This is a genomic window from Providencia sp. PROV_01, from assembly GCF_053098325.1.
In genome coordinates, this window is the sequence record NZ_JBRFKD010000002.1 from 3,791,043 (window position 1) to 3,812,030 (window position 20,988).

General features: G+C 41.0%; 15 protein-coding genes and 1 riboswitch. Of the genes, 6 read left to right on the forward strand and 9 right to left on the reverse strand.

The window, feature by feature from the left end; genetic code table 11:
• Positions 1–13: 13 nt before the first annotated feature.
• From recC to rppH, 9 genes are all read right to left on the reverse strand, one after another.
• On the reverse strand, positions 14–3,388 hold the full coding sequence (recC, locus tag ACU696_RS18405; protein ID WP_004908679.1) for an exodeoxyribonuclease V subunit gamma: 3,375 nt from the start codon (positions 3,386–3,388) through the stop codon (positions 14–16).
• Positions 3,366–3,752, reverse strand: a complete 387-nt coding sequence (locus ACU696_RS18410) for a prepilin-type N-terminal cleavage/methylation domain-containing protein (RefSeq protein WP_117162525.1) — start codon at positions 3,750–3,752, stop codon at positions 3,366–3,368. Before ACU696_RS18410 ends, recC begins: the two co-directional genes overlap by 23 nt.
• Complete coding sequence (locus tag ACU696_RS18415; protein WP_004908674.1) at positions 3,749–4,192, reverse strand: DUF2509 family protein; 444 nt, start codon at positions 4,190–4,192, stop codon at positions 3,749–3,751. Before ACU696_RS18415 ends, ACU696_RS18410 begins: the two co-directional genes overlap by 4 nt.
• A complete protein-coding gene (locus ACU696_RS18420) occupies positions 4,189–4,794 on the reverse strand; it encodes a prepilin peptidase-dependent protein (RefSeq protein ID WP_109911785.1) in 606 nt (201 codons plus the stop codon). Before ACU696_RS18420 ends, ACU696_RS18415 begins: the two co-directional genes overlap by 4 nt.
• Positions 4,788–5,273, reverse strand: a complete 486-nt coding sequence (locus ACU696_RS18425; RefSeq protein WP_004908669.1) for a prepilin-type N-terminal cleavage/methylation domain-containing protein — start codon at positions 5,271–5,273, stop codon at positions 4,788–4,790. Before ACU696_RS18425 ends, ACU696_RS18420 begins: the two co-directional genes overlap by 7 nt.
• Positions 5,274–5,590: 317 nt before the next feature.
• Complete coding sequence (locus tag ACU696_RS18430; RefSeq protein ID WP_004908666.1) at positions 5,591–6,442, reverse strand: thymidylate synthase; 852 nt, start codon at positions 6,440–6,442, stop codon at positions 5,591–5,593.
• Between the two features lie 119 nt (positions 6,443–6,561).
• A complete protein-coding gene (gene lgt / locus ACU696_RS18435; protein WP_004908663.1) occupies positions 6,562–7,458 on the reverse strand; it encodes a prolipoprotein diacylglyceryl transferase in 897 nt (298 codons plus the stop codon).
• Between the two features lie 163 nt (positions 7,459–7,621).
• Positions 7,622–9,868: a phosphoenolpyruvate--protein phosphotransferase gene (gene ptsP, locus ACU696_RS18440; RefSeq protein WP_209101898.1), complete on the reverse strand. Its 2,247-nt coding sequence runs from the start codon at positions 9,866–9,868 to the stop codon at positions 7,622–7,624.
• A 3-nt stretch (positions 9,869–9,871) separates the two neighbouring features.
• Complete coding sequence (gene rppH / locus ACU696_RS18445; protein ID WP_004908658.1) at positions 9,872–10,405, reverse strand: RNA pyrophosphohydrolase; 534 nt, start codon at positions 10,403–10,405, stop codon at positions 9,872–9,874.
• Between the two features lie 112 nt (positions 10,406–10,517).
• A riboswitch (TPP riboswitch) is annotated at positions 10,518–10,615 on the forward strand.
• Positions 10,616–10,673: 58 nt separating this feature from the next.
• Between rppH and thiB the strand changes: the two genes are divergently transcribed.
• From thiB to rluA, 6 genes are all read left to right on the forward strand, one after another.
• Positions 10,674–11,678 (forward strand): thiamine ABC transporter substrate binding subunit, encoded by a 1,005-nt coding sequence (thiB, locus tag ACU696_RS18450; protein ID WP_109911784.1) that lies wholly within the window; start codon positions 10,674–10,676, stop codon positions 11,676–11,678.
• Complete coding sequence (thiP, locus tag ACU696_RS18455) at positions 11,654–13,258, forward strand: thiamine/thiamine pyrophosphate ABC transporter permease ThiP (RefSeq protein ID WP_209101896.1); 1,605 nt, start codon at positions 11,654–11,656, stop codon at positions 13,256–13,258. Before thiB ends, thiP begins: the two co-directional genes overlap by 25 nt.
• On the forward strand, positions 13,251–13,961 hold the full coding sequence (thiQ, locus tag ACU696_RS18460) for a thiamine ABC transporter ATP-binding protein ThiQ (RefSeq protein WP_123382293.1): 711 nt from the start codon (positions 13,251–13,253) through the stop codon (positions 13,959–13,961). The genes thiP and thiQ overlap by 8 nt, the downstream gene beginning before the upstream one ends.
• 62 nt (positions 13,962–14,023) lie before the next feature.
• Positions 14,024–16,375 carry a DNA polymerase II gene (locus ACU696_RS18465; RefSeq protein ID WP_209101894.1) on the forward strand — a complete coding sequence of 784 codons (2,352 nt, stop codon included), beginning with the start codon at positions 14,024–14,026 and terminating at the stop codon, positions 16,373–16,375.
• A 377-nt stretch (positions 16,376–16,752) separates the two neighbouring features.
• Complete coding sequence (gene rapA, locus ACU696_RS18470; protein ID WP_110731769.1) at positions 16,753–19,659, forward strand: RNA polymerase-associated protein RapA; 2,907 nt, start codon at positions 16,753–16,755, stop codon at positions 19,657–19,659.
• 235 nt (positions 19,660–19,894) lie between these two features.
• Positions 19,895–20,545 carry a bifunctional tRNA pseudouridine(32) synthase/23S rRNA pseudouridine(746) synthase RluA gene (gene rluA, locus ACU696_RS18475; protein WP_004908638.1) on the forward strand — a complete coding sequence of 217 codons (651 nt, stop codon included), beginning with the start codon at positions 19,895–19,897 and terminating at the stop codon, positions 20,543–20,545.
• Positions 20,546–20,988: the final 443 nt, after the last annotated feature.

Below are 20,988 nucleotides of genomic sequence, written 5' to 3' on the forward strand. Positions count from 1 at the left end.
TGGTGCTCTCCTGTCATTTCAAGTATTTTGTCATCGGTAATAAAAACCGCTGAGTATTTGATAATAAAGTTTTAATCATCACATCATCAATGCTTCTGCAAATTCTTGACACATAATCATCTTCCATCTCGCCTCTTTGTATCTGACTTCCTTGTAAGTTTTGGAGCAAAGCAGATAATGCTTTTTGCTGAGTTTCTTCACTCAAAAAATCGTACTGTTTCGTCTTTTTATCAAAACAAGCCTTAACCCAACTCCAACCACTTTGAGAAAGAAGAATTAACGGAGAATTAAACCCCTCACAGTAGCCTACGACTAAATCTTGTAGATAAACCAATGCATCTTCTTTGTTAATAGCGGAAAACTGCCAAATACTATTATCTCTTCCTAGTGCAAGGCTTTCCCCTTCACCAATTTGTGAGTTAAATAGCAAATGCTCCACCCATAGCTGCACCCCATCATTAGCGGTTAAGTAAGCAGGACGATAGCGTACCATTCCTGTTTCATGAATATTTTTCAGTAACCCTGTGATTTTTATCCCATTTAACTGAAAATCAAACGGATAATCAAATAGCTGCATATCATATTCTTTAACTTTTTCGGCTAATGGCGATATTTCGTTCAACTGCTGTTCCCAAAAAAGTTGACCAAATTGCCTAGCAGGCAGCTGGCCCGATGCTTTTAAAGCAGAATAAAAAGGCTCAATATTCTTATCTTTGACAAGTAAATCTAAAATTTGATCATTAATTTTATATCGTTGTAATCTACCTAAGTTAAATGGCTCTTCTTCTGGTAGTTCAGTTTCTTCAATAGAAAAATGTACTTTCAAACGTTGTTGAAAAAATGCCCTAATCGGGTGACGATAAAAACGTAATAATTGTTCTAAAGAAATTTCCGTAATGGGTTCACGAGTTTCAAGTACTGAACAAAATGGTTCATCAACTTTATTTGTTGTTTTTGCGGCAGGTAACCACTCGCTCGCGAAGCTCTGAAAAGGTGTTTCTGGTAAAAAATTTTCTTTTGCAAATGGGACTCTATTATGTTGAATAACCAGATGCTCGCTTAACCGCTTAGCACTTTCATCAATGGTCAACGTTTCATCGCCAACTAAACAAAAGCTTTGGCATATATAATCAATTAATTCAGTTACTAATACTGATGGATTACAAGGTTGATTATCGCGAATAGAAAGCCCGATATAGCTAACATAAAGTTGTTTAGATGCTGAATTCAATGCTTCTAAAAACAGATATCTATCATCGTCCCTGCGTTTTCGGTCTCCACGCACAGGCTTTTCAGCCATCAAATCAAACCCTAAAGGCGGTATATTCCGAGGGTAAGCACCATCATTCATCCCCAGTAAACACACAACCTTAAATGGCACCGAGCGCATTGGCATCAAAGTACAAAAATTAACGGCTCCAGCCAAGAAACGTTGACTAATCTTTTCATCATCAAAACGAACTGAAAGTTCATCACGAATTAATCGTAATGGAATTTGCTCTTCATATCCTGAAGTTATCGCGTTATCAATTATTTGATGCCACTGTTCCGTCAATAGTGCGAGAACCAGTTCAGTTTCACCATCAACCATAAAACAGCTATCAAGTAATTGCTGGCAAAGTTCTTTCCATTCTGCAAGTGGACGTTCCTGTGCTAGTACAGCGCGCCACTCTCTTAGTGTATTGATTAATAATGCTAATTTCCCGGCAAGCTGAGCCGCTAAGCCACTACACTCATCGTAAGGTAAAATACCATTCCACGGGCCATTTCTACTGTCCATTGCATAGCCAAGCAACATTCTACTTAAGCCAAATTCCCATGTATTTTGCCCTATCACCGGCAAAGCGAAGGAGCGTACATTATCATCATCAAGCCCCCAGCGAATCCCTGATTCATTAACCCAGCGGCGTAATAAACTTAATTCACTTTCATCAATACCAAAACGTTGAGAAAAAGCAGAAACCTCAAGTAGACTGAGAACTTGCTCCGTTGAAAAGCGGCTCTGAGGTAAATCGAGTAGCATAATAAATGCTTGTAAAATAGGGTGAGCCTGTAGCGCTTTCCTATCGGATATTGAAAAAGGGATATAACGAACTGATGCTGTATTACCAAAAACAGCCTGAATATAGGGAGCATAGCTGTCGATATCGGCAACCATGACTATCACATCACGCGGGGTTAACGATGGGTCTTGCTCAAAGAGAGAAAGTAGATGATCTTGTAATACTTCGACTTCCCGCTGTGCACTATGGCATAAATGGAATGTTATCGAATCATCTAGCTCATTGATTGGCCGCTTACCCACACTCGTTTCATAATTTTCTAATGTTGTTCCTAATTGAGCATGGTTTTCGAGATCTAAAATATCCTGCTGGATATTCTCTAATAAATTGGCTCGTTCAGTATCAACATAAGCTGAAATTTCATTAGCACTATCGATTTGAGAAATAAAGTATAGGTTGTCTCGTCCTAGCCTTCCCCACGATGCAAGCAGTGGATTTACGATATCCTGCTCACCATTTTCATTAAATAAATTAGGAGTATGATCCTCAAGTTTAAAACGAGAAATTTCATGTTTGTCAAGATAATGCCGAAGTTTCCTTTGCTGCAACCTAGCTAAAAATGATGCACTTTGAATGTCTCCCCAATAATAACGACATGGGTTAGTGAACATTAAATGAACATCTGTATGTTCTGCTATTGCATTGATAGCTTGTAAATAAACAGGTGGAAGAGATGAGATACCGCAAATAAAAATACGCTTTGGCAGCATTTTTCCTAAATCAGGATTCGATGATAATGTATCAATAAAATGTTGATATAAATTAGCTCTGTGCCAAGGCGGCTGTTTTAATTCATTTGAATAATCAACAAGGCATTGCCACAAACGTTTTTGCCACAATTGATTTTCACTTAGCCCCTCTATTAATTCATTTTTTTGCCATATTTCAACCCATTGTGGGCGATATACCAAATATTGGTCAAATAAATCAGCAATCCTACCTGCAAGTTGATGCAGCTTACGTTTATCGGTATCCTCTTGAAGATAATGCCTTAAAGGTTCAAATTCTTCTTCGTTAATGACGGTTGGCAATATTGTCATTAATTTCCATGTCATTGCTTGTTTGGTATAAGCGCTTTCTTTTGGAATCTTCGGTAAGACCCGCCTAAACATATCCCAAATAAATGTTGCTGGTAAGGGATAATTAATATTTGCAGCGATACCAAACTGCTTAGCAAGTTCGATTTGTAGCCACTGTGACATTCCAGGACTTTGTACTAAAATTATTTCTTGCTCAAAAGGATGAGAAAGTGGTTCATTTTTCATTAAATGAGTCATTAGATCTTTTAATAAATCTAATTGATTAGAATGATACACTTGAAACATGATGCTCTCCTGTTGAGCAATACCAACGACTCAATGAAAATGGCTGTTTTTTTACCGTTAACGATACCATTAACTCAGTACAGTTATCGACCCGTGGTATGCGAACTGTTTGCAGTTTCCATTCAGGGTAACGCAAATTTGGCCCTATGGAAGAATTTTTCTCCCCTGATATTGGTTTCCCTGACATTACGCTTTTTTCTAATGTGCTATGCAGCACTCTAATTGCCGAAGAATTCATATACAATTGATTAAAATTCAATATGATATATTGAGAATAGTTTACCAAAGCTACCAGTGAAATAGCAAAAATAACCACGCCAATCATCGCTTCAACTAATGCAAACCCTTGCTGCTTTATTCTCACTCGCAAAACCCTTTTTTAATCACTGGACAATAATCTAACCACCCTTTTTCACGAGGAAAAAACTGTCGTTTATTTACATCCAATACCATCCACCGGTAAACTTTAATTTCATTTTCAGAGCGGTAATGACTTTGTCCCGAAAGTACGAAAGTCGCCCCTTTGTAATGTTTTAAGCAACTTTTCCATTGTTGAGTTTCCTCTTTCTGGCAAACCCAATGCCTTAATTCTCTATGTTTACTATCCCAATGCAATGTTCCTCCCCATGCAAGGGCTGATTCTGCTTTATTAAAAGCATCGAAATACTTAATTTCATTACGCTGCTCATCTCTAGCTCGTTCTTGGAAGAAATGCACAGATTTAATCAATAATGTGCCTATTGTGATAAAAATAATAACCATCAATAGAGAAACATTTCCCTGTTGTTGCTCTATACGCTTCATAAATTTCTAACCAAGGCCGCTATTCGGTAATTAAATGTTTGATTAGGTAATAACTCTGTTCTAAGGCTAATTTCCATTTCAAGTAATTGCACATTTTCCCGCCAATTAAATACTAATTTTTTAACCTTGATTAGCTTCTCATCAAATAGCGATTGCCAACGTATTCCATTGCAATCCCTGACATTCCTATTGGTTTCTAATTTTTCATTATTTAAGCGATAACCGAAATAATCAGAATCTATCGATTTAGATTTAATATTTTCCCAGTTACCTGATAAATCTTGGTCATAAGCAAAAATAATGCATGAATTGTTCCCTTGGCTTAAAGCCTTAGATGCAATTTTTAAAGGCTCCTTTCCACAATTCAGGCTACTGCAATAACCAATCCTTCTAAAATCTTTTTCCATGTTTATCAATGTTTGTCTTATATCCCTGTCTATTTGATATTGAATGTAAGACCGATAAGTTTGTTTAAATAATGTGGGAATGGCGCTCATCGCTGATACACACACAATGCTACTGATAGCCATTGCCATCAACATTTCAATTAGCGTAAATCCTTGCTGCTTTTTTAATTTATCGTTAGTTAAGAGGGTCAACATTTCGGTACTCCGGCCATTTTTTTATGGCTACAACTTCTTATACGACCTAATGAAGAAATATAAATTGTGATTTGCTCATGTTGATTTTTTAGCTCTATGCTAAAAGCACGAATAGTTCCCTGTTTTCCATAAAGCTGGATTGAAGTACGGCTTGCTTTGCTAAGAGTTATTCCTTGGTGCCTTTCTGCTGTTAGCTTGCCAACTTGCTGCTTGTTATTTGCATCCTTAACAATAAGCTGCCAATCACCTTTCCCAACCTTAACCGATAATATTTGGTACCTATTTAAATAGACCCCTTCTATCATTTGGCTATAAATAAACTCAGATACTTGCCTAGCAGCATCGATTAACCGTTGTCTTTCTACCTGCTGTTGCCATTGATATAAACCGGACAACATAATGAAAGAGCAAATAAATAAAACAATAAGAATTTCAATTAAGGTGAAACCACGCTGTATTGTATTTGAATCAACTCTCATCTTGTTGTGACTCCACTTTTTCATACACAAGCCTGAGATTGCCCAAAAAAAACGGTATAGCGAGTTTTGTGATTACAAACTGCATAACGTTTCGCAAAAAAATAGATAGATTCAGAGCAATACAACTCAATTTGCGAAGAGCCTCGCAAAGAAATAGTTCAGTCAAAATAAATACACGAAAGTAAATGGCTTATGAGCCAAGATAAATTTCGTCAAGGATGATGAGATTGATAAAGGAGGAAAATTAATAAGATATTAAAAAACAATACTAAGATGGTTTTTGATAAAACCATCTTAGTTAAAAATTTATTCACTAATCAAACAGTAAATGGATATTTGATAGCCTCATGGCACTGGTACCCTTCAAGGATAAAATCATCTGAAGTTACCCATGTTTCGAGATCTTCTAATGACTGAATTTTGGGGTTAATAATCAATGACGGAGAAGCAAAAGGCTCACGTTTTAGTTGGACATCACGCATTAAAGGTAATTGGTTTTCATAGATATGTGCATTCACAATTTTATGATAAGCCTTACCTGCTTTATGTCCTGTAATACGAGCCATTAGAGCGAGTAAAACAAAACATTGTACTTGGTTGAAATTTAAACCAAGAGGTACATCACAGCTACGCTGGTAAGATGTTAAATGTAGCGTATCACCTAATAGTGAAAAAGTATGAGTATGCATGCAAGGACGCAAGCAGCCCATTTCAAATTCACCAGGGTTATAGAAAGTGATAATTTCCGCACGGTCATCAATACCATTCTTTAAGTTATTGACGACTTTTTTCAGCTGATCTAAATGTGTTCCATCTGGGCGTTGCCATGAGCGCCCTTGAACACCATATACGCGCCCCATATCGTCTTCACCTTTGCGATGGGGATTATTCAGCCATGCTTGGTTTTCGTTTGCATTTGCATTCCAAGTATTACAACCAATTTCACGAAATTGAGCTGCATTGTCATAGCCACGGAGATAACCGAGAAGTTCAGCTATCGCCGCTTTATAGAAACTTTTACGAGTCGTAATCAAGGGGAATTGATTATTACCAACATCATATTCAAGGTCAGCGTTAATAACGGTTAAACAACGAACACCTGTACGTTTGTTTTCAACCCATTGACCCTCATCAATAATACGCTGGCATAAATCAAGATACGGCTTCATAGTGACTCTCTTTTTCAAAAATAACTTAAGTGGCTAACCTTCGCCTTATTGTATTTCATTGTTTTATTTACAAAATAGTTATACTCAACAGACTAAGTTAGCCCCAATAAATGGACTAATTAACTCTTTTTAGGCTCTTTTAGTGGCTTATGAGCCGGCACATTCTTACCATATTTATAAGCCCAGACAATCATTAGAATGCCAATAATAATCATTGGGATTGATAGAATTTGCCCCATACTAATACCACCAAATAAACCAAGCTGTGCGTCCGGTTGCCTAAAGAATTCAACGATAATCCTAAATGCACCATAACCAATCAAGAATAGCCCAGAAACACTCCCCATAGGGCGGGGCTTACGCACAAATAAGTTCAAGATGAGAAACAGAACAATTCCCTCTAAGAACATTTCATAAAGTTGTGATGGATGTCTTGGTAGCACACCATACTGCTCTAATATGGGTAGTAACGAAGGGTCTTGGGCGGCAAGCTGAATATCTTCACTGCGTGAATGTGGAAATAAAAATGCCCATGGCGTATCAAGTGTAACTCGTCCCCATAGCTCCCCATTAATAAAGTTCCCAATACGCCCCATGCCTAAACCAAATGGAATTAATGGTGCAACAAAGTCAGAAACTTGCAGGAAACGACGGCGAGTACGATGAGCAAACCACATCATGGCACATATCACACCGATTAAGCCCCCATGGAAGGACATACCGCCATCCCAAACCTTAAAGAGGTATAGAGGATCATCAAGAAAAACAGGAAGATTATAGAAGAAAACGTAACCTAGCCGACCACCAACAAATACGCCAACAAAGCCAACATATAACAAGTTTTCGACTTCATTTTTTGTCCAGCCACTATTTGGTTTTGCGGCACGACGCCCTGCAAGCCAAAGGGCAAAAACAAAACCAACAAGGTACATAAAACCATACCAATGTAACGACACTGGCCCAATCGAAAACATAACAGGATCTATTTCCGGAAATGCTAAGTAGTTGTTACTCATTGTTCCCCACTTTTTAATCATTAAGCCAACTACTCGTCGACTATTACGTATTCAACAGGCTTCAATTTGTGAAGCACCCTGAAGCATACAACAAAAAGTATCATCATTTATACTTGATATTTTTAGGCCTTAACCAAATTAGATGCTTACATCTTGTTGTAAATTAAATTCCACCACGCACAAAACCACCTAAACGGTGCTGTTCCATAAACTCACTCGCTTCTTGCCTAACGCTATCACAAGTTTCTGCAGCCAATAACTTCGGTACTAACTGTGACATCAAAGCAGGGTCAAGCTGGCGGATTAAATATTTCATGCGAGGAACACTACGCCCACTCATACTTAAAGAGCGATACCCAAGTGCAATTAATACCATTGCGCTAAGTGGTTGACCTGCCATTTCCCCACAAACGCTTACAGGGAGTTCCAGGCGTTGGCACTCTTCACTTACCTTTGCTAAAAAGCGCACAACTGAGGGATGAAGATTATCATATAGCGCTGCTACATGGGTGTTATTACGGTCAACAGCAAGTAAATATTGTGTAAAGTCATTAGTCCCGATAGAGATAAAATCAACACGTTTTTTAATTTCAGGTAGTAAAAACAGTAAAGAAGGAACTTCAAGCATAATACCAATTTGAGGCATCTCAACTGGCATTTTTAATAAAACACTCACTTCTTCTCTTGCTCTTTTAACCAGCAAAATTGCTTCGTCTATCTCATTAACACTTGTCACCATCGGTAATAAAATACGTAAATTACCCGAAAGCGTATTCGCCCGTAACATAGCCCTTAGCTGAATCAAAAAGATCTCGGGCTGGTCCAACATAATACGAATACCACGCCAACCTAAGCTTGGGTTTTCTTCGCTAATTGGCATATAAGGCAGCTGTTTATCTGCCCCTATATCAAGAGTTCTTAGCACAACCAGTTTGGTAGGAAAAAGTTGCAAAACTTCCTTATAGAGCTGTTTCTGCTCATCTTCCGAGGGAAAACCATTGTGCAGCATAAAAGGCAGCTCAGTACGATACAAACCAACACCATCAACCCCAGTGTTAATTTGTTGCTCGTAAAGCGGACTTAAACCTGCATTAAGGTAAATGTGAACTTTTTCGCCATCTTTAAGTATTGCATCTTGCTCAAGAGTCCCTTCAGCTAAGCGGCTAATGGCATTTTCTTCTTCAATAATTTGCTGATATTCCTGAACAATTAAATTTTCAGGTTCAATAAAGACCTCACCACGGTACCCATCCAATATTAAATGGCGGTTATGTAATAACGAAGGCTCAATATCAGCCCCCATAATTGCAGGGATCCCCATGGCTCTGATTAAAATCGCAGAATGAGAATGTGTTGCTCCGTCACGCACGACCACACCGGCAAGTTGTTCAATAGGCAACTCAGCCAACACGCTAGCACTTAGCTCATCAGCAACTAAAATAAAGCTTTCTGGCCATTGTTCATTTGCGGTAAGTGAATCATCAAGATGAAACAATAAGCGTTGACCTAATGCTTTTAAGTCTGCCCCTCTTTCCCTTAGATAAAGGTCACGCAGACGAGAAAACTGCTCCACATAATTTTCAATAACCGTTTTAACCGCCCATTCAGCGGTTGCATTGTCATTAATAGCGGCAAACAGGTGTTTTTTTAGTTGAGGGTCACTAAGTAGGTGATTATAGAGATCAAAAATCGCAGCACTTTCTTTTGCTGAGCTAGCCATAAAACGCTTACTAATACGACGACATTCTGCTGTGGCACTTTCAAGAGCGGCGACAAGGCGTTGTTTTTCTTTATCGATATCAATAGCACTCGCTTGGAAAATACTATCTAAAGAAGGTTGGGAGCTATCTTGCCACCCATAAGCCATTGCAATTCCCTGTGATACCGGAATCGCTTTAATTCTATTTTGCCGATATTGCCCAAAAATACCTTTCGCTTGCGCTTGTGACAAAATCACAGCCAGTTGCATTGACAATGTGACCATGAAAGATTCTTCGGTTTCATTAAACAACCGCTTTTCCCGCTGCTGTACCACCAGCACGCCTAATAATTGGCGACGATAGACCACGGGAACACCTAAGAAAGCTCTCAAGCGTTCTTCTTTAAGCTGAGGCAGGAATTTATACTGAGGGTGTTCACGAATATCGGCTAGATTGAGCATCTCAGACTGGCGCCCTACCGCCCCTACGACACCTTCATCAAAACCTAGACGAATAGCAATCCCGCTAGGTTTTTTTAACCCGCGGGTTGCCATTAAGTAATAGCATTGGCGAAGGTGATCGGCTAAATAAATGGAACAAACATCTGTTCTCATTGCTTTGCAAGTCTCATTCACCAACACTTCTAGCGCATCAGTCAAACTTGTCGCCATTGCAACTTTTTCGACAATTTCACGTAAACGCATCAACATAGGCTACTTTGCTCCACGCCTACGGTTATTAAAAGTGGGTCGTTGTGGTAATTTTTGTTCCTGTAAAGGCATTACTACGGGGGCGAATTCTTTCATGACACGCCGATAAACTTCACGTTTAAAAGAAACGACCTGCCTAACAGGATACCAATAACTGACCCATCGCCAGCCATCAAATTCTGGCGATTTACTGCGCTGCACGTTTATATCGGCATCATTGCATTGAAGTTGGAGTAAAAACCAACGCTGTTTCTGCCCAATACAAACAGGTTTTGTATCCCAACGCACCAAACGCTTGGGTAATTTGTAACGTAACCAATTACGGGTAGATGCCAATAACCTGACATCTTTACGCTGTAGCCCGACTTCTTCGTATAGCTCACGATACATCGCCTGTTCCGGCGATTCCCCAGGATTGATGCCTCCTTGAGGAAATTGCCATGAGTGCTGACCATAGCGGCGGGCCCATAAAACTTGCCCTTGCCGATTACAAATTACAATTCCTACATTCGGGCGGTAGCCATCATCATCAATCACAGACTACCTCAATAACCAAATTTGAAAGATGCCTAATTGTTTCACACATACCTAAACTGGTAAACCTATATCAATACAGTTTGCAGATATGCCTGAAGTCACTACAATAGTGAACATCTCAACGGGGTGCCGAATTTATTTAGGCTGAGAAATAACCCGTAGAACCTGATCCGGTTAATACCGGCGTAGGGATTTGAGCCACCGCCTGCATATCTGCACCGGTTCCTCCTCAAATCCTGTGTCACTATCTTTTAGCGCAGGAAAAAGCATGTTTAAAAACAAAATTATAGCATCTATTCTTACCTTTAGTGCACTCAGTTTAAGTCAATTGGCATGGGCTGATAAACCAACGCTTACTGTTTATACCTACGATTCCTTTGCAGCAGAATGGGGACCGGGCCCACAAATTAAAAAGAATTTCGAAGCGCAGTGCGATTGTGAGTTAAAAATAATCGCACTGGGGGATGGCGTAGCTCTGCTAAACAGACTCAGAATGGAAGGAAAAAAAAGCAAAGCGGATGTGATTTTAGGGTTAGATAATAATTTATTAGATTCTGCTGAAAAAACAGGCCTGTTTGCCCCTGCTGACATTAATACCAGCGCATTAAAACTCCCTATTTCATGGGATAGCTCAACTTTCATTCCTTATGACTATGGTTACTTCGCATTTATATATGACACTAATAAAATTAAACAACCACCAGCCAGCATGGATGCATTATTAAATAGTGAAAATAATTGGAAAATTATTTACCAAGACCCTCGAACCAGTACCCCTGGACTTGGCTTGATGCTGTGGATTGAAAAGCTGTATGGCGACAAATCTGCTGATGCATGGCAAAAAATGGCAGGCAAAACGCTTACCGTAACAAAAGGTTGGAGTGAAGCTTATGGCCTGTTCTTAAAAGGAGAAGGTGATTTTGTACTCAGTTATACCTCATCGCCGGGCTATCAAATGCTCAATGACCAAAAAGATAACTATGCTGCCGCCTTATTTAATGAAGGGCACTATATGCAAGTTGAAGTGGCTGCAAGGTTAAAAAACAGTCCAGAGCCTGAATTGGCAAAACAATTTTTACAGTTTGTCTTAACCCCAGAATTCCAAAATACTTTACCAACAACCAACTGGATGTATCCGGTCATTGATATTCCATTGCCAGAGGTCTATAACCAGTTACCTCTACCTGAAAAAGCCTTACAATTTAGTTCTCAAGAAGTGGCCAAAGAACGCCAAAATTGGACTCGTTTATGGCAAACCGCCGTCAGTCGCTAATTAATTTATCTCTACTATCGGGGGCGTTGGCCTCCGGATTACTGATTACCGTTGCACTCATTAGTTTTGGTGCTCTGTGGTTTTTTGCGCCTGAAATTTCAATGGCTGATATTATCAGCGATAGCTATTTGTGGCATGTGATTGGTTTTACCTTTTGGCAGGCTTTTTTATCCGCTATTTTTTCTGTAGTCCCTGCTATTTTTCTCGCCAGAGCATTGCATCGCCGTCGTTTTTTTGGGCGAACTCTATTTTTACGCTTATGTGCAATGACGTTGGTTCTTCCTGTGTTAGTTGCCGTATTTGGTATTTTATCGGTTTACGGGCAAACGGGTTGGCTGGCTAAACTGTGCCAATTATTGGGGCTTAATTACAGTTTTTCACCTTATGGCCTAAAGGGGATTTTGCTAGCACATGTCTTCTTTAATATGCCGCTAGCAACGCGTATGCTATTACAATCTTTAGAAAATATCGCTATTGAGCAACGGCAAATTGCAGCACAGCTGAGGTTTAATGAGTGGCAGCAATTTACCATTTTAGAATGGCCTTATTTACGGAGACAAATATTACCCACTGCTGCGTTAATTTTTATGCTGTGCTTTGCCAGCTTTGCGACTGTTCTCGCGTTGGGGGGTGGCCCAGCAGCTACGACCATCGAATTAGCTATTTACCAAGCACTTAATTATGATTTTGATTTAGGGCGAGCCACTATTTTAGCATTAATTCAACTCTTCTTCTGTGTCGGTTTGATGTTTATCTGCCACAGAGTAAATAGTGTATTTTCTGTTGGTTTTAGTCATCAGTCCCAATGGGTTGATCCTGCTGATAACACGTTTCGCCGCATTCGTGATTTTTTGCTCATCGCCGCTGCCATACTATTACTACTCCCCCCGCTGTTCGCGGTTATTTTCGATGGATTAAATGGGCAACTTTGGGCGGTATTGCAGCAACCCGCCTTATGGCAAGCCACGGCAACCTCAGTGTTTATTGCACTGTGTGCTGGCGCTGTCTGTGTGGTACTAACCTTAATGTTGTTATGGAGCAGCCGCGAATTGCGCTTACGCCAAGCAGCTCGTTTAGGGCAAGCCATAGAGCTTAGCGGGTTAATTATTTTAGCCATGCCGGGTATCGTCCTCGCGACAGGTTTTTTTATCTTTTTTAATGAAACGATAGGCTTACCTGAATCCCCTTACCCATTAGTTATCATGACTAACGCTTTGTTGGCCATTCCTTATGCGTTAAAAGTATTAGAAAACCCTATGCGAGACAGTGCTGAACGCTATAACCCGTTATGCCAATCACTCGATATTTCGGGTTTTAATCGTTTGCGAATTATTGAACTGAAAGCACTACGCAAACCAATCGCTCAAGCTCTTGCGTTTGCCTGTGTTATCTCAATTGGTGATTTTGGTGTCGTCGCGTTATTTGGCAATGATAACTTCCGCACGCTCCCTTATTATCTTTATCAGCAAATAGGGGCTTACCGATCAAACGATGGTGCAGTGACAGCCATGCTATTGTTATTGCTTTGTTTTTGCTTATTTAGCTTGATTGAACGTATTTCAGGAAAACATCATGATTAAATTGACTCAGCTAGATTACCAATACGACAACCTGACAATGTCGTTTGATTTTTCTGTTCAATCTGGTGAATCTGTTGCTGTTATGGGGCCTAGTGGTGCAGGGAAAAGTACGCTATTAAGTTTGATTAGCGGCTTTCAATTCCCCAATAATGGTACGATTGAGCTTAATGGCGAAGACCATACCTTTAGCCCACCCGCTAAGCGCCCTGTTTCTATGCTATTTCAAGAAAATAATTTATTTTCACACCTGACGATCCGGCAAAATATTGGCCTTGGGTTACAACCCAATTTGCGCCTCAATAAAACGCAAATTCAGCAAGTTGAGCAAATGGCGAGTCGTGTCAGCCTGAGTGAATGTTTAGATAGGTTACCGGCGCAACTGTCGGGGGGGCAACGACAACGTGCGGCATTAGCACGCTGCATGATCCGTAATCAACCGATTTTACTGCTCGATGAACCCTTTTCTGCTCTCGACCCTGCATTACGCCGAGAAATGCTACTATTACTCAAGGAAATTTGTGCGGAAAAATCAATCACACTGTTAATGGTTTCTCATAATGTTGATGATGCCCTACAAATTGCCCCGAGAACACTGGTTATTGCAGAGGGCAAAATTGCTTACGATGGCGATACCCAAAGCCTATTACAAGGGCAAAGTGCAGCATCTGCTTTATTGAGTATTACAGCCGTTTCTAATAATTAGCACTGTATAAATTCACACTATTCGCGTATATTTATCCTAACTATTTTTATGCGAGTAGCCTAATGACCCAACTCATCGCCCCAGCGGAAAGAGGCTTTATTCTTAGCCGGCACTGGAGAGACACCCGTCACGGTGTCGAGGTCTCTTATTGGCTACTCACTGATAACCAACCACAAAAGGTCACTGTTCCATATCAAAAAGCGATTGGTTTTTTAGCTGAATCTCAATTTCCTCGAGTAAAACACCTATTAGATGAACAACCCAATATTACCTATCGGCTTCTTGAATTAATTGATTTTAAACGTGAAAAGGTCTATGCGATTTATTGCCACCAATATCGACAATTACAGAACCTTGAAAAAAACTGCAACGAATTGGATGTTGAATTATTAGAAACCGATATTCGCCCAAGTGAACGGTATCTAATGGAACGCTTTATCGCAGCCTCTGTCTGGTTTTCTCGAAATCAGCAAGGGGAGTTTCAACTAAAACCTTGCGAAGGCTACCGCCCCTTAGTCAAGGCCGTTTCCCTTGATATCGAAACCAGCCAACATGGTGAACTCTATTCTATAGGGCTGTCTGGCTGTGGTGACAACGTGGTATTTATGTTGGGACCAGAACAAGGGCCTGCATTGAGCGCTGAACATCGCTTAATCTATGTGAATAGCCGCCCGCAATTACTTCATAAACTCAATGAATGGCTTCACCAATACGACCCTGATGCCATCATTGGTTGGAACCTAATCCAATTCGACCTACAAGTATTACAAAAACATGCAGAGCGTTATGGCATCCCCTTATTGTTTGGCCGGCAAAGCAAAAAGCTGGAATGGCGAGAGCATGGATTTAAACAAGGCGTCTTTTTTGCCGCTGCTGAAGGCCGGTTAATTATTGATGGTATCGATGCATTAAAAGCAGCGACCTGGAGTTTTCCATCATTTAGTTTAGAGTCTGTCGCCCAAGCGCTACTTGGTGAAGGTAAAGCGATTGATACCCCTTATGACCGAATGGATGAGATCAACCGTCGTTTCGCTCACGATAAACCTGCTTTAGCTCACTACAATATTCAGGACTGTATTTTAGTCCATCGAATCTTTGAAAAAACCGATTTAATGGCTTTCTTGCAGGAACGTTCAACGGTAACAGGTCTTGCTGTTGATAAAATGGGGGGCTCTGTAGCTGCATTCTCACACCTTTATATTCCCCGCTTACACCGACTTGGTTTCGTTGCGCCCAACCTCACAGAACAAAAAATGCAACTGAACCCCGGGGGCTTTGTCATGGACTCCCAACCCGGGTTATATGACTCCGTATTAGTTTTGGACTACAAAAGCCTATATCCTTCAATTATTAGAACTTTTCTCATCGACCCTGCAGGTATGATTGACGGGTTAGCACACCCTAACCTTGCACATTCGGTTCCCGGTTTTCGCCAAGCTTGGTTTTCTCGCACAACCCACTGTTTACCCGATATTGTCAGCCATATCTGGCAAGAGCGGGATAAAGCCAAAAAAGAGCATAATGCACCACTATCCCAAGCGCTAAAAATTATTATGAACGCATTTGCTGGAGTATTAGGAGCTGAAGGATGCCGTTTTTTTGACCCAAGACTGACCGCATCAATCACCATGCGTGGCCATGAAATTATGCGTACAACCAAACGCTTGATTGAGTCACAGGGTTACCAAGTTATTTATGGAGATACCGACTCCACGTTTGTATGGTTACGTGATGCCCACAATGAAGAACAAGCACAAAAAATTGGCTTTGCTTTACGTGATTACGTAAATAGTTGGTGGAAAAAACATTTAGCAGAAGAATGGCAATTAGAAGGTGTTTTAGAGCTCGAGTATGAAACCCATTACCGCCGATTTTTGATGCCCACCGTACGTGGTGCCGAAATGGGGAGCAAAAAGCGCTATGCAGGATTGAGTAAAGACACCATGGTATTTAGAGGGCTGGAAACCATTCGTTCAGACTGGACACCATTAGCTCAAATATTCCAAAAAGAGCTCTATACTCGTATTTTTTATCACCAACCTTACCGTGAATATATTCGTGAGTATGTCCAAAATATTCGTTCGGGCCAATATGATGACCGTTTAGTTTATCGTAAGCGTCTGCGCCGAAAATTGACTGATTACCAAAAAAATGTTCCTCCGCATGTTCGAGCCGCTCGTACTGCTGATGACTATAATTTAAGATTACAGCGCCCTTTGCAGTACCAAAATGGCGGTTGGATAAACTATATTATTACTCAGGCGGGGCCTGAACCATTGGAAATCATCACGGCAAAACCGGATTACGAACATTATATATCCAAACAAATCAAACCGATAGCAGATGCTATCTTGCCTTTCTTACAGGATGACTTTGATACCCTGCTAACTGGGCAAATTACCCTTTTGTTTTAAAATTTATTCTACCTTTGATGTTTTTTTAACAGGTGACGATAGCCTTCGGTTGAATTAATATATCGCCCCTTTGGTGTCTCGCACGTCTGGCTACACAAATTATGCGTGATAATCAACAATACTCATTATAATTCAAATAGACTGACTCATTGTCCCGGCCACAAGCCCAGCAAACGCCTTAGTGCTCACTTTGCTGCAATTTGAATGATTAAATGTGTATAATTAATCATCAGGTAACGACTATTTTTAAAATAATTCGAACTCTTCCTTGTGTAACTATTAATGAGTTACACCAACACTGGGCGAAGACACTGATAAAAATTGTCTTAAAAAATCTAAAAAATAAACTCTCAATTTTATGGAATTAAGTTAAATCTATGCCATTTACTCTTGGTCAACGCTGGATCAGCGATACAGAAAGCGAACTTGGATTAGGTGCCGTCGTGGCAATTGATGCCCGTATGGTAACGTTGCTTTTCCCTGCCAGTGGCGAAAACCGCCTATACTCTAGCAGCGATGCCCCTATTACCCGAGTGATGTTTAATGAAGGTGATACCATTACCAGCCACGAAGGCTGGCAACTTCAAGTTGAAAGCATTGAAGAAGATAAAGGATTATTGACTTACATCGGCACACGTTTAGATACGCAAGAAACCGGTGTCAGCCTTAGAGAGGTGTTCCTCGACAGCAAGCTCACATTCAATAAGCCGCAAGATCGTCTATTTGCTGGGCAAATTGACCGTATGGATCGCTTTGCTTTACGCTTTCGTGCGCGCAAATTTCAAAGTGAGCAAGTCAAACACCAAGCGACAGGCCTACGCGGTATTCGTGCAAGCCTGATCCCACACCAATTACATATTGCCAATGAAGTGGGAAAACGCCACCATCCGCGCGTATTACTCGCTGACGAAGTGGGCTTAGGTAAAACCATTGAAGCGGGGATGATTATCCACCAGCAATTAATGGCAGGCCGTGCAGAGCGCGTCTTAGTTATCGTTCCTGATAGCTTACAACACCAATGGCTGGTTGAGATGCTGCGCCGCTTTAATCTGCGTTTTTCTTTGTTTGATGATAGCCGTTACAGTGAAGCACAACATGATAGCGATAACCCATTTGAAACAGAACAACTCGTTCTGTGTTCACTGGATTTTGTCCGCCGTAATAAGCAGCGTTTTGACCAATTAGTTGAAGCGGGCTGGGATATGATGGTTGTCGATGAAGCTCACCACTTACAGTGGAGCGAAACTGCCCCGAGCCGCGAATATCAAGTTATTGAAACATTAGCTGAAAATATTCCGTCTATTTTGCTATTAACGGCAACACCGGAACAGCTAGGCCAAGAAAGTCACTTCGCTCGCCTGCGTTTACTTGACCCTAGCCGCTTCCATGATTACCAGGAGTTTATTGCTGAGCAAGAAAACTACCGCCCTGTTGCTGATGCGGTTTCGCTGTTGCTGTCAGGTGATAAACTAACTAATGACCAGCAAAATTTGCTTAATGAGCTAATCAAAGAACAAGATATCGAACCACTATTAAAGGCTGCAAACCTTGAAAGTGAAGACGGCAATGCCGCACGCCAAGAACTGATCAACATGTTAATGGATCGCCATGGTACCAGCCGACTGTTGTTCAGAAATACCCGTAATGGTGTCAAAGGTTTCCCTCGCCGTGAGTTGCATTCACTAAAAATGCCATTGCCCACCCAATACCAAACTGCAATTAAAGTGGCAGGTATTATGGGCAGTAAAAAAGACGTTGAAACTCGTGCAAAAGAAATGCTCTACCCTGAGCAAATTTACCAAGAGTTTGAAGGTGAAAATGCCACTTGGTGGAACTTTGACCCACGTGTTGAATGGTTAATGGGCTTTTTGACCGCAAACCGCCATGAAAAAGTGTTAGTGATCTGCGCGAAAGCCGCAACCGCACTACAATTGGAGCAAGTGTTACGCGAACGCGAAGCGATTCGTGCTGCCGTGTTTCATGAGGGGTTATCACTATTAGAGCGTGACCGAGCAGCTGCCTATTTCGCTTCTCAAGAAGAAGGGGCACAGGTGCTATTGTGTTCTGAAATCGGCTCTGAAGGGCGTAACTTCCAATTTGCTAACCAGTTGGTGATGTTCGATCTGCCGTTTAATCCAGACTTACTTGAGCAGCGCATCGGCCGTTTAGACCGTATTGGCCAAAGCCGTGATATCAGCATTCATGTGCCTTATTTAGAAAATACCGCTCAATCTGTATTGATCCGTTGGTATCACGAAGGCTTAGATGCCTTTGAACATACCTGCCCAACAGGCCGAGCTATCTACGATAAATACTACCAACCATTGCTGCAATTTATGGCTGAACCGACAGTCACTGAAGGTTTTGATGATTTTATTAAAACCTGCCGCGCAGAGCATGACAGCTTAAAATTGCAATTAGAACAAGGCCGTGACCGCTTACTTGAAATGCATTCAAACGGTGGCGAGTCAGGTAATCAGTTAGCTGAAGAAATTAGCGAAGGCGATAACGATACTGAATTGGTTAACTTTGCGCTCAATCTTTTTGATATCGTTGGCATTAATCAAGAAGACAAAAGTGATAACTTAATTATCCTAACGCCATCTGACCATATGTTAGTACCTGATTTCCCAGGACTTCCTCAAGATGGCTGCACCATCACGTTTGATAGAGAGCAAGCGCTTTCCCGTGAAGATACGCAATTTATCAGCTGGGAACACCCTATTATTCGTAATGGTTTAGATTTAGTGTTATCTGGCGATACAGGCAGTTGTGCGGTTTCTTTACTGAAAAACAAAGCGCTGCCTGTTGGCACCTTATTGACTGAACTCATTTACGTTGTGGAAGCTCAAGCGCCTAAGAACCTGCAAATCAGCCGGTTCTTACCAGCAACCCCGGTACGCTTATTAATTGATTTAAAAGGTAATAACTTATCATCTCAAGTTGAGTTTGAAAGTTTTAACCGCCAATTAAATGCCATTAACCGCCATATGGCGAGCAAACTGGTAAATGCAGTACAAAATGAGGTTCATTCGGTATTACGCTTATCTGAGCCGATGATCGAAAAAGAAGCCAAAGCATTGATAGAAAATGCAAAAGAAGCGGCTGATAAAGCGCTGACGTTGGAGCTTTCTCGTTTAGAAGCACTCAAAGCGGTCAACCCAAACATCCGTGATGAAGAGCTTGATATTATTGAAGAAGAGCGCCAGCAACTGATGACCAATATCGACCAAGCCACATGGCGCCTAGATGCCATTCGCTTAGTTGTGGTGACTCATCAGTAAACTATGATAATCAAACCATATTGTTCTATATGGTTTGATAATTAATTTAAAATCTACAACTCGAACTAATTATTTTATTTCGTACTTTTGCGTAATAAAAATAGGGTTACCCTAAGTAATTCGAGTTGTAGGTAGGCAGCAAACGAAGATATCTTGGGGAGCATACATAAGTACGTGACCCGAGTAGCTGAGTGAAGCTAACACCCCTACAACTTGAAGTATGACGGGTAATTGAATGATACCGTACAATCCACCGCTAGAACCTTGGCTCCACATCCTCTATCAAGACGACCATATCATTGTCGTCAACAAGCCAAGCGAACTACTTTCTGTTCCCGGAAAAGCCCCTGAGCACCACGATAGCATTATGAGCCGTATTCAACGTGATTTTCCTGCTGCTGAATCCGTACATCGCTTAGATATGGCAACCAGTGGCGTCATGGTTGTGGCACTGCACAAAAAGGCTGAGCGTGAGCTCAAACGCCAATTTAGGGAGCGTGAGCCCAAAAAATTCTATATTGCTCGTGTCTGGGGACATTTAGAAAAAGAAAAAGGCTTGATTGATTTGCCGCTAATTTGCGATTGGCCAAACCGCCCTAAGCAAAAGGTGTGTTTCGAAACAGGGAAATCGGCACAAACTGAATACCAAGTATTACAATACGAAGAACAAGCGACACGCGTGAAGCTTTCACCTATTACGGGTCGTTCTCACCAACTGAGAGTCCATATGTTAGCTTTAGGCCACCCAATATTAGGCGACCGTTTCTATGCTCACGATGAAGCCAAAGCGCTCGCCCCTCGCTTACAATTACATGCACAGGAATTATACATCACTCATCCTGAATATGGCACGCCAATGCATTTTACCTGCCCACCGGATTTTTAACGGTCTCTAATCGATTGATTAGATTTCAATATTACCAGTGCAAAAATTAACTCACTCTGTTTTTGCGCTGATTATTTTCCCGTTTGTTTTACCCTAAGAACATACATAACTATGTAACTAGGGTGCGCGAGCGCAGCCAACAAAAAACGGAAGCGAAATAATCCATTTTAATTATTCCCCTGATTTCCCCTAAATAGTTCGTGTTGCAGCTAGGTGGCAAGAGAGCGAATCCTTAGGAGCGTAGATTACTACGTGACTAGGGTTCACGAATGAAGACAACAAAGCGAGATTTTTTGGTTTTTCTTCGTTAGCCTGATTTCCCCTAAATAGTTCGTGTTGCAGCTAGGCGGCAAGAGAGCGAATCCTTAGGAGCGTAGATTACTACGTGACTAGGGTTCATGAATGAAGACAACAAAGCGAGATTTTTTGGTTTTTCTTCGTTA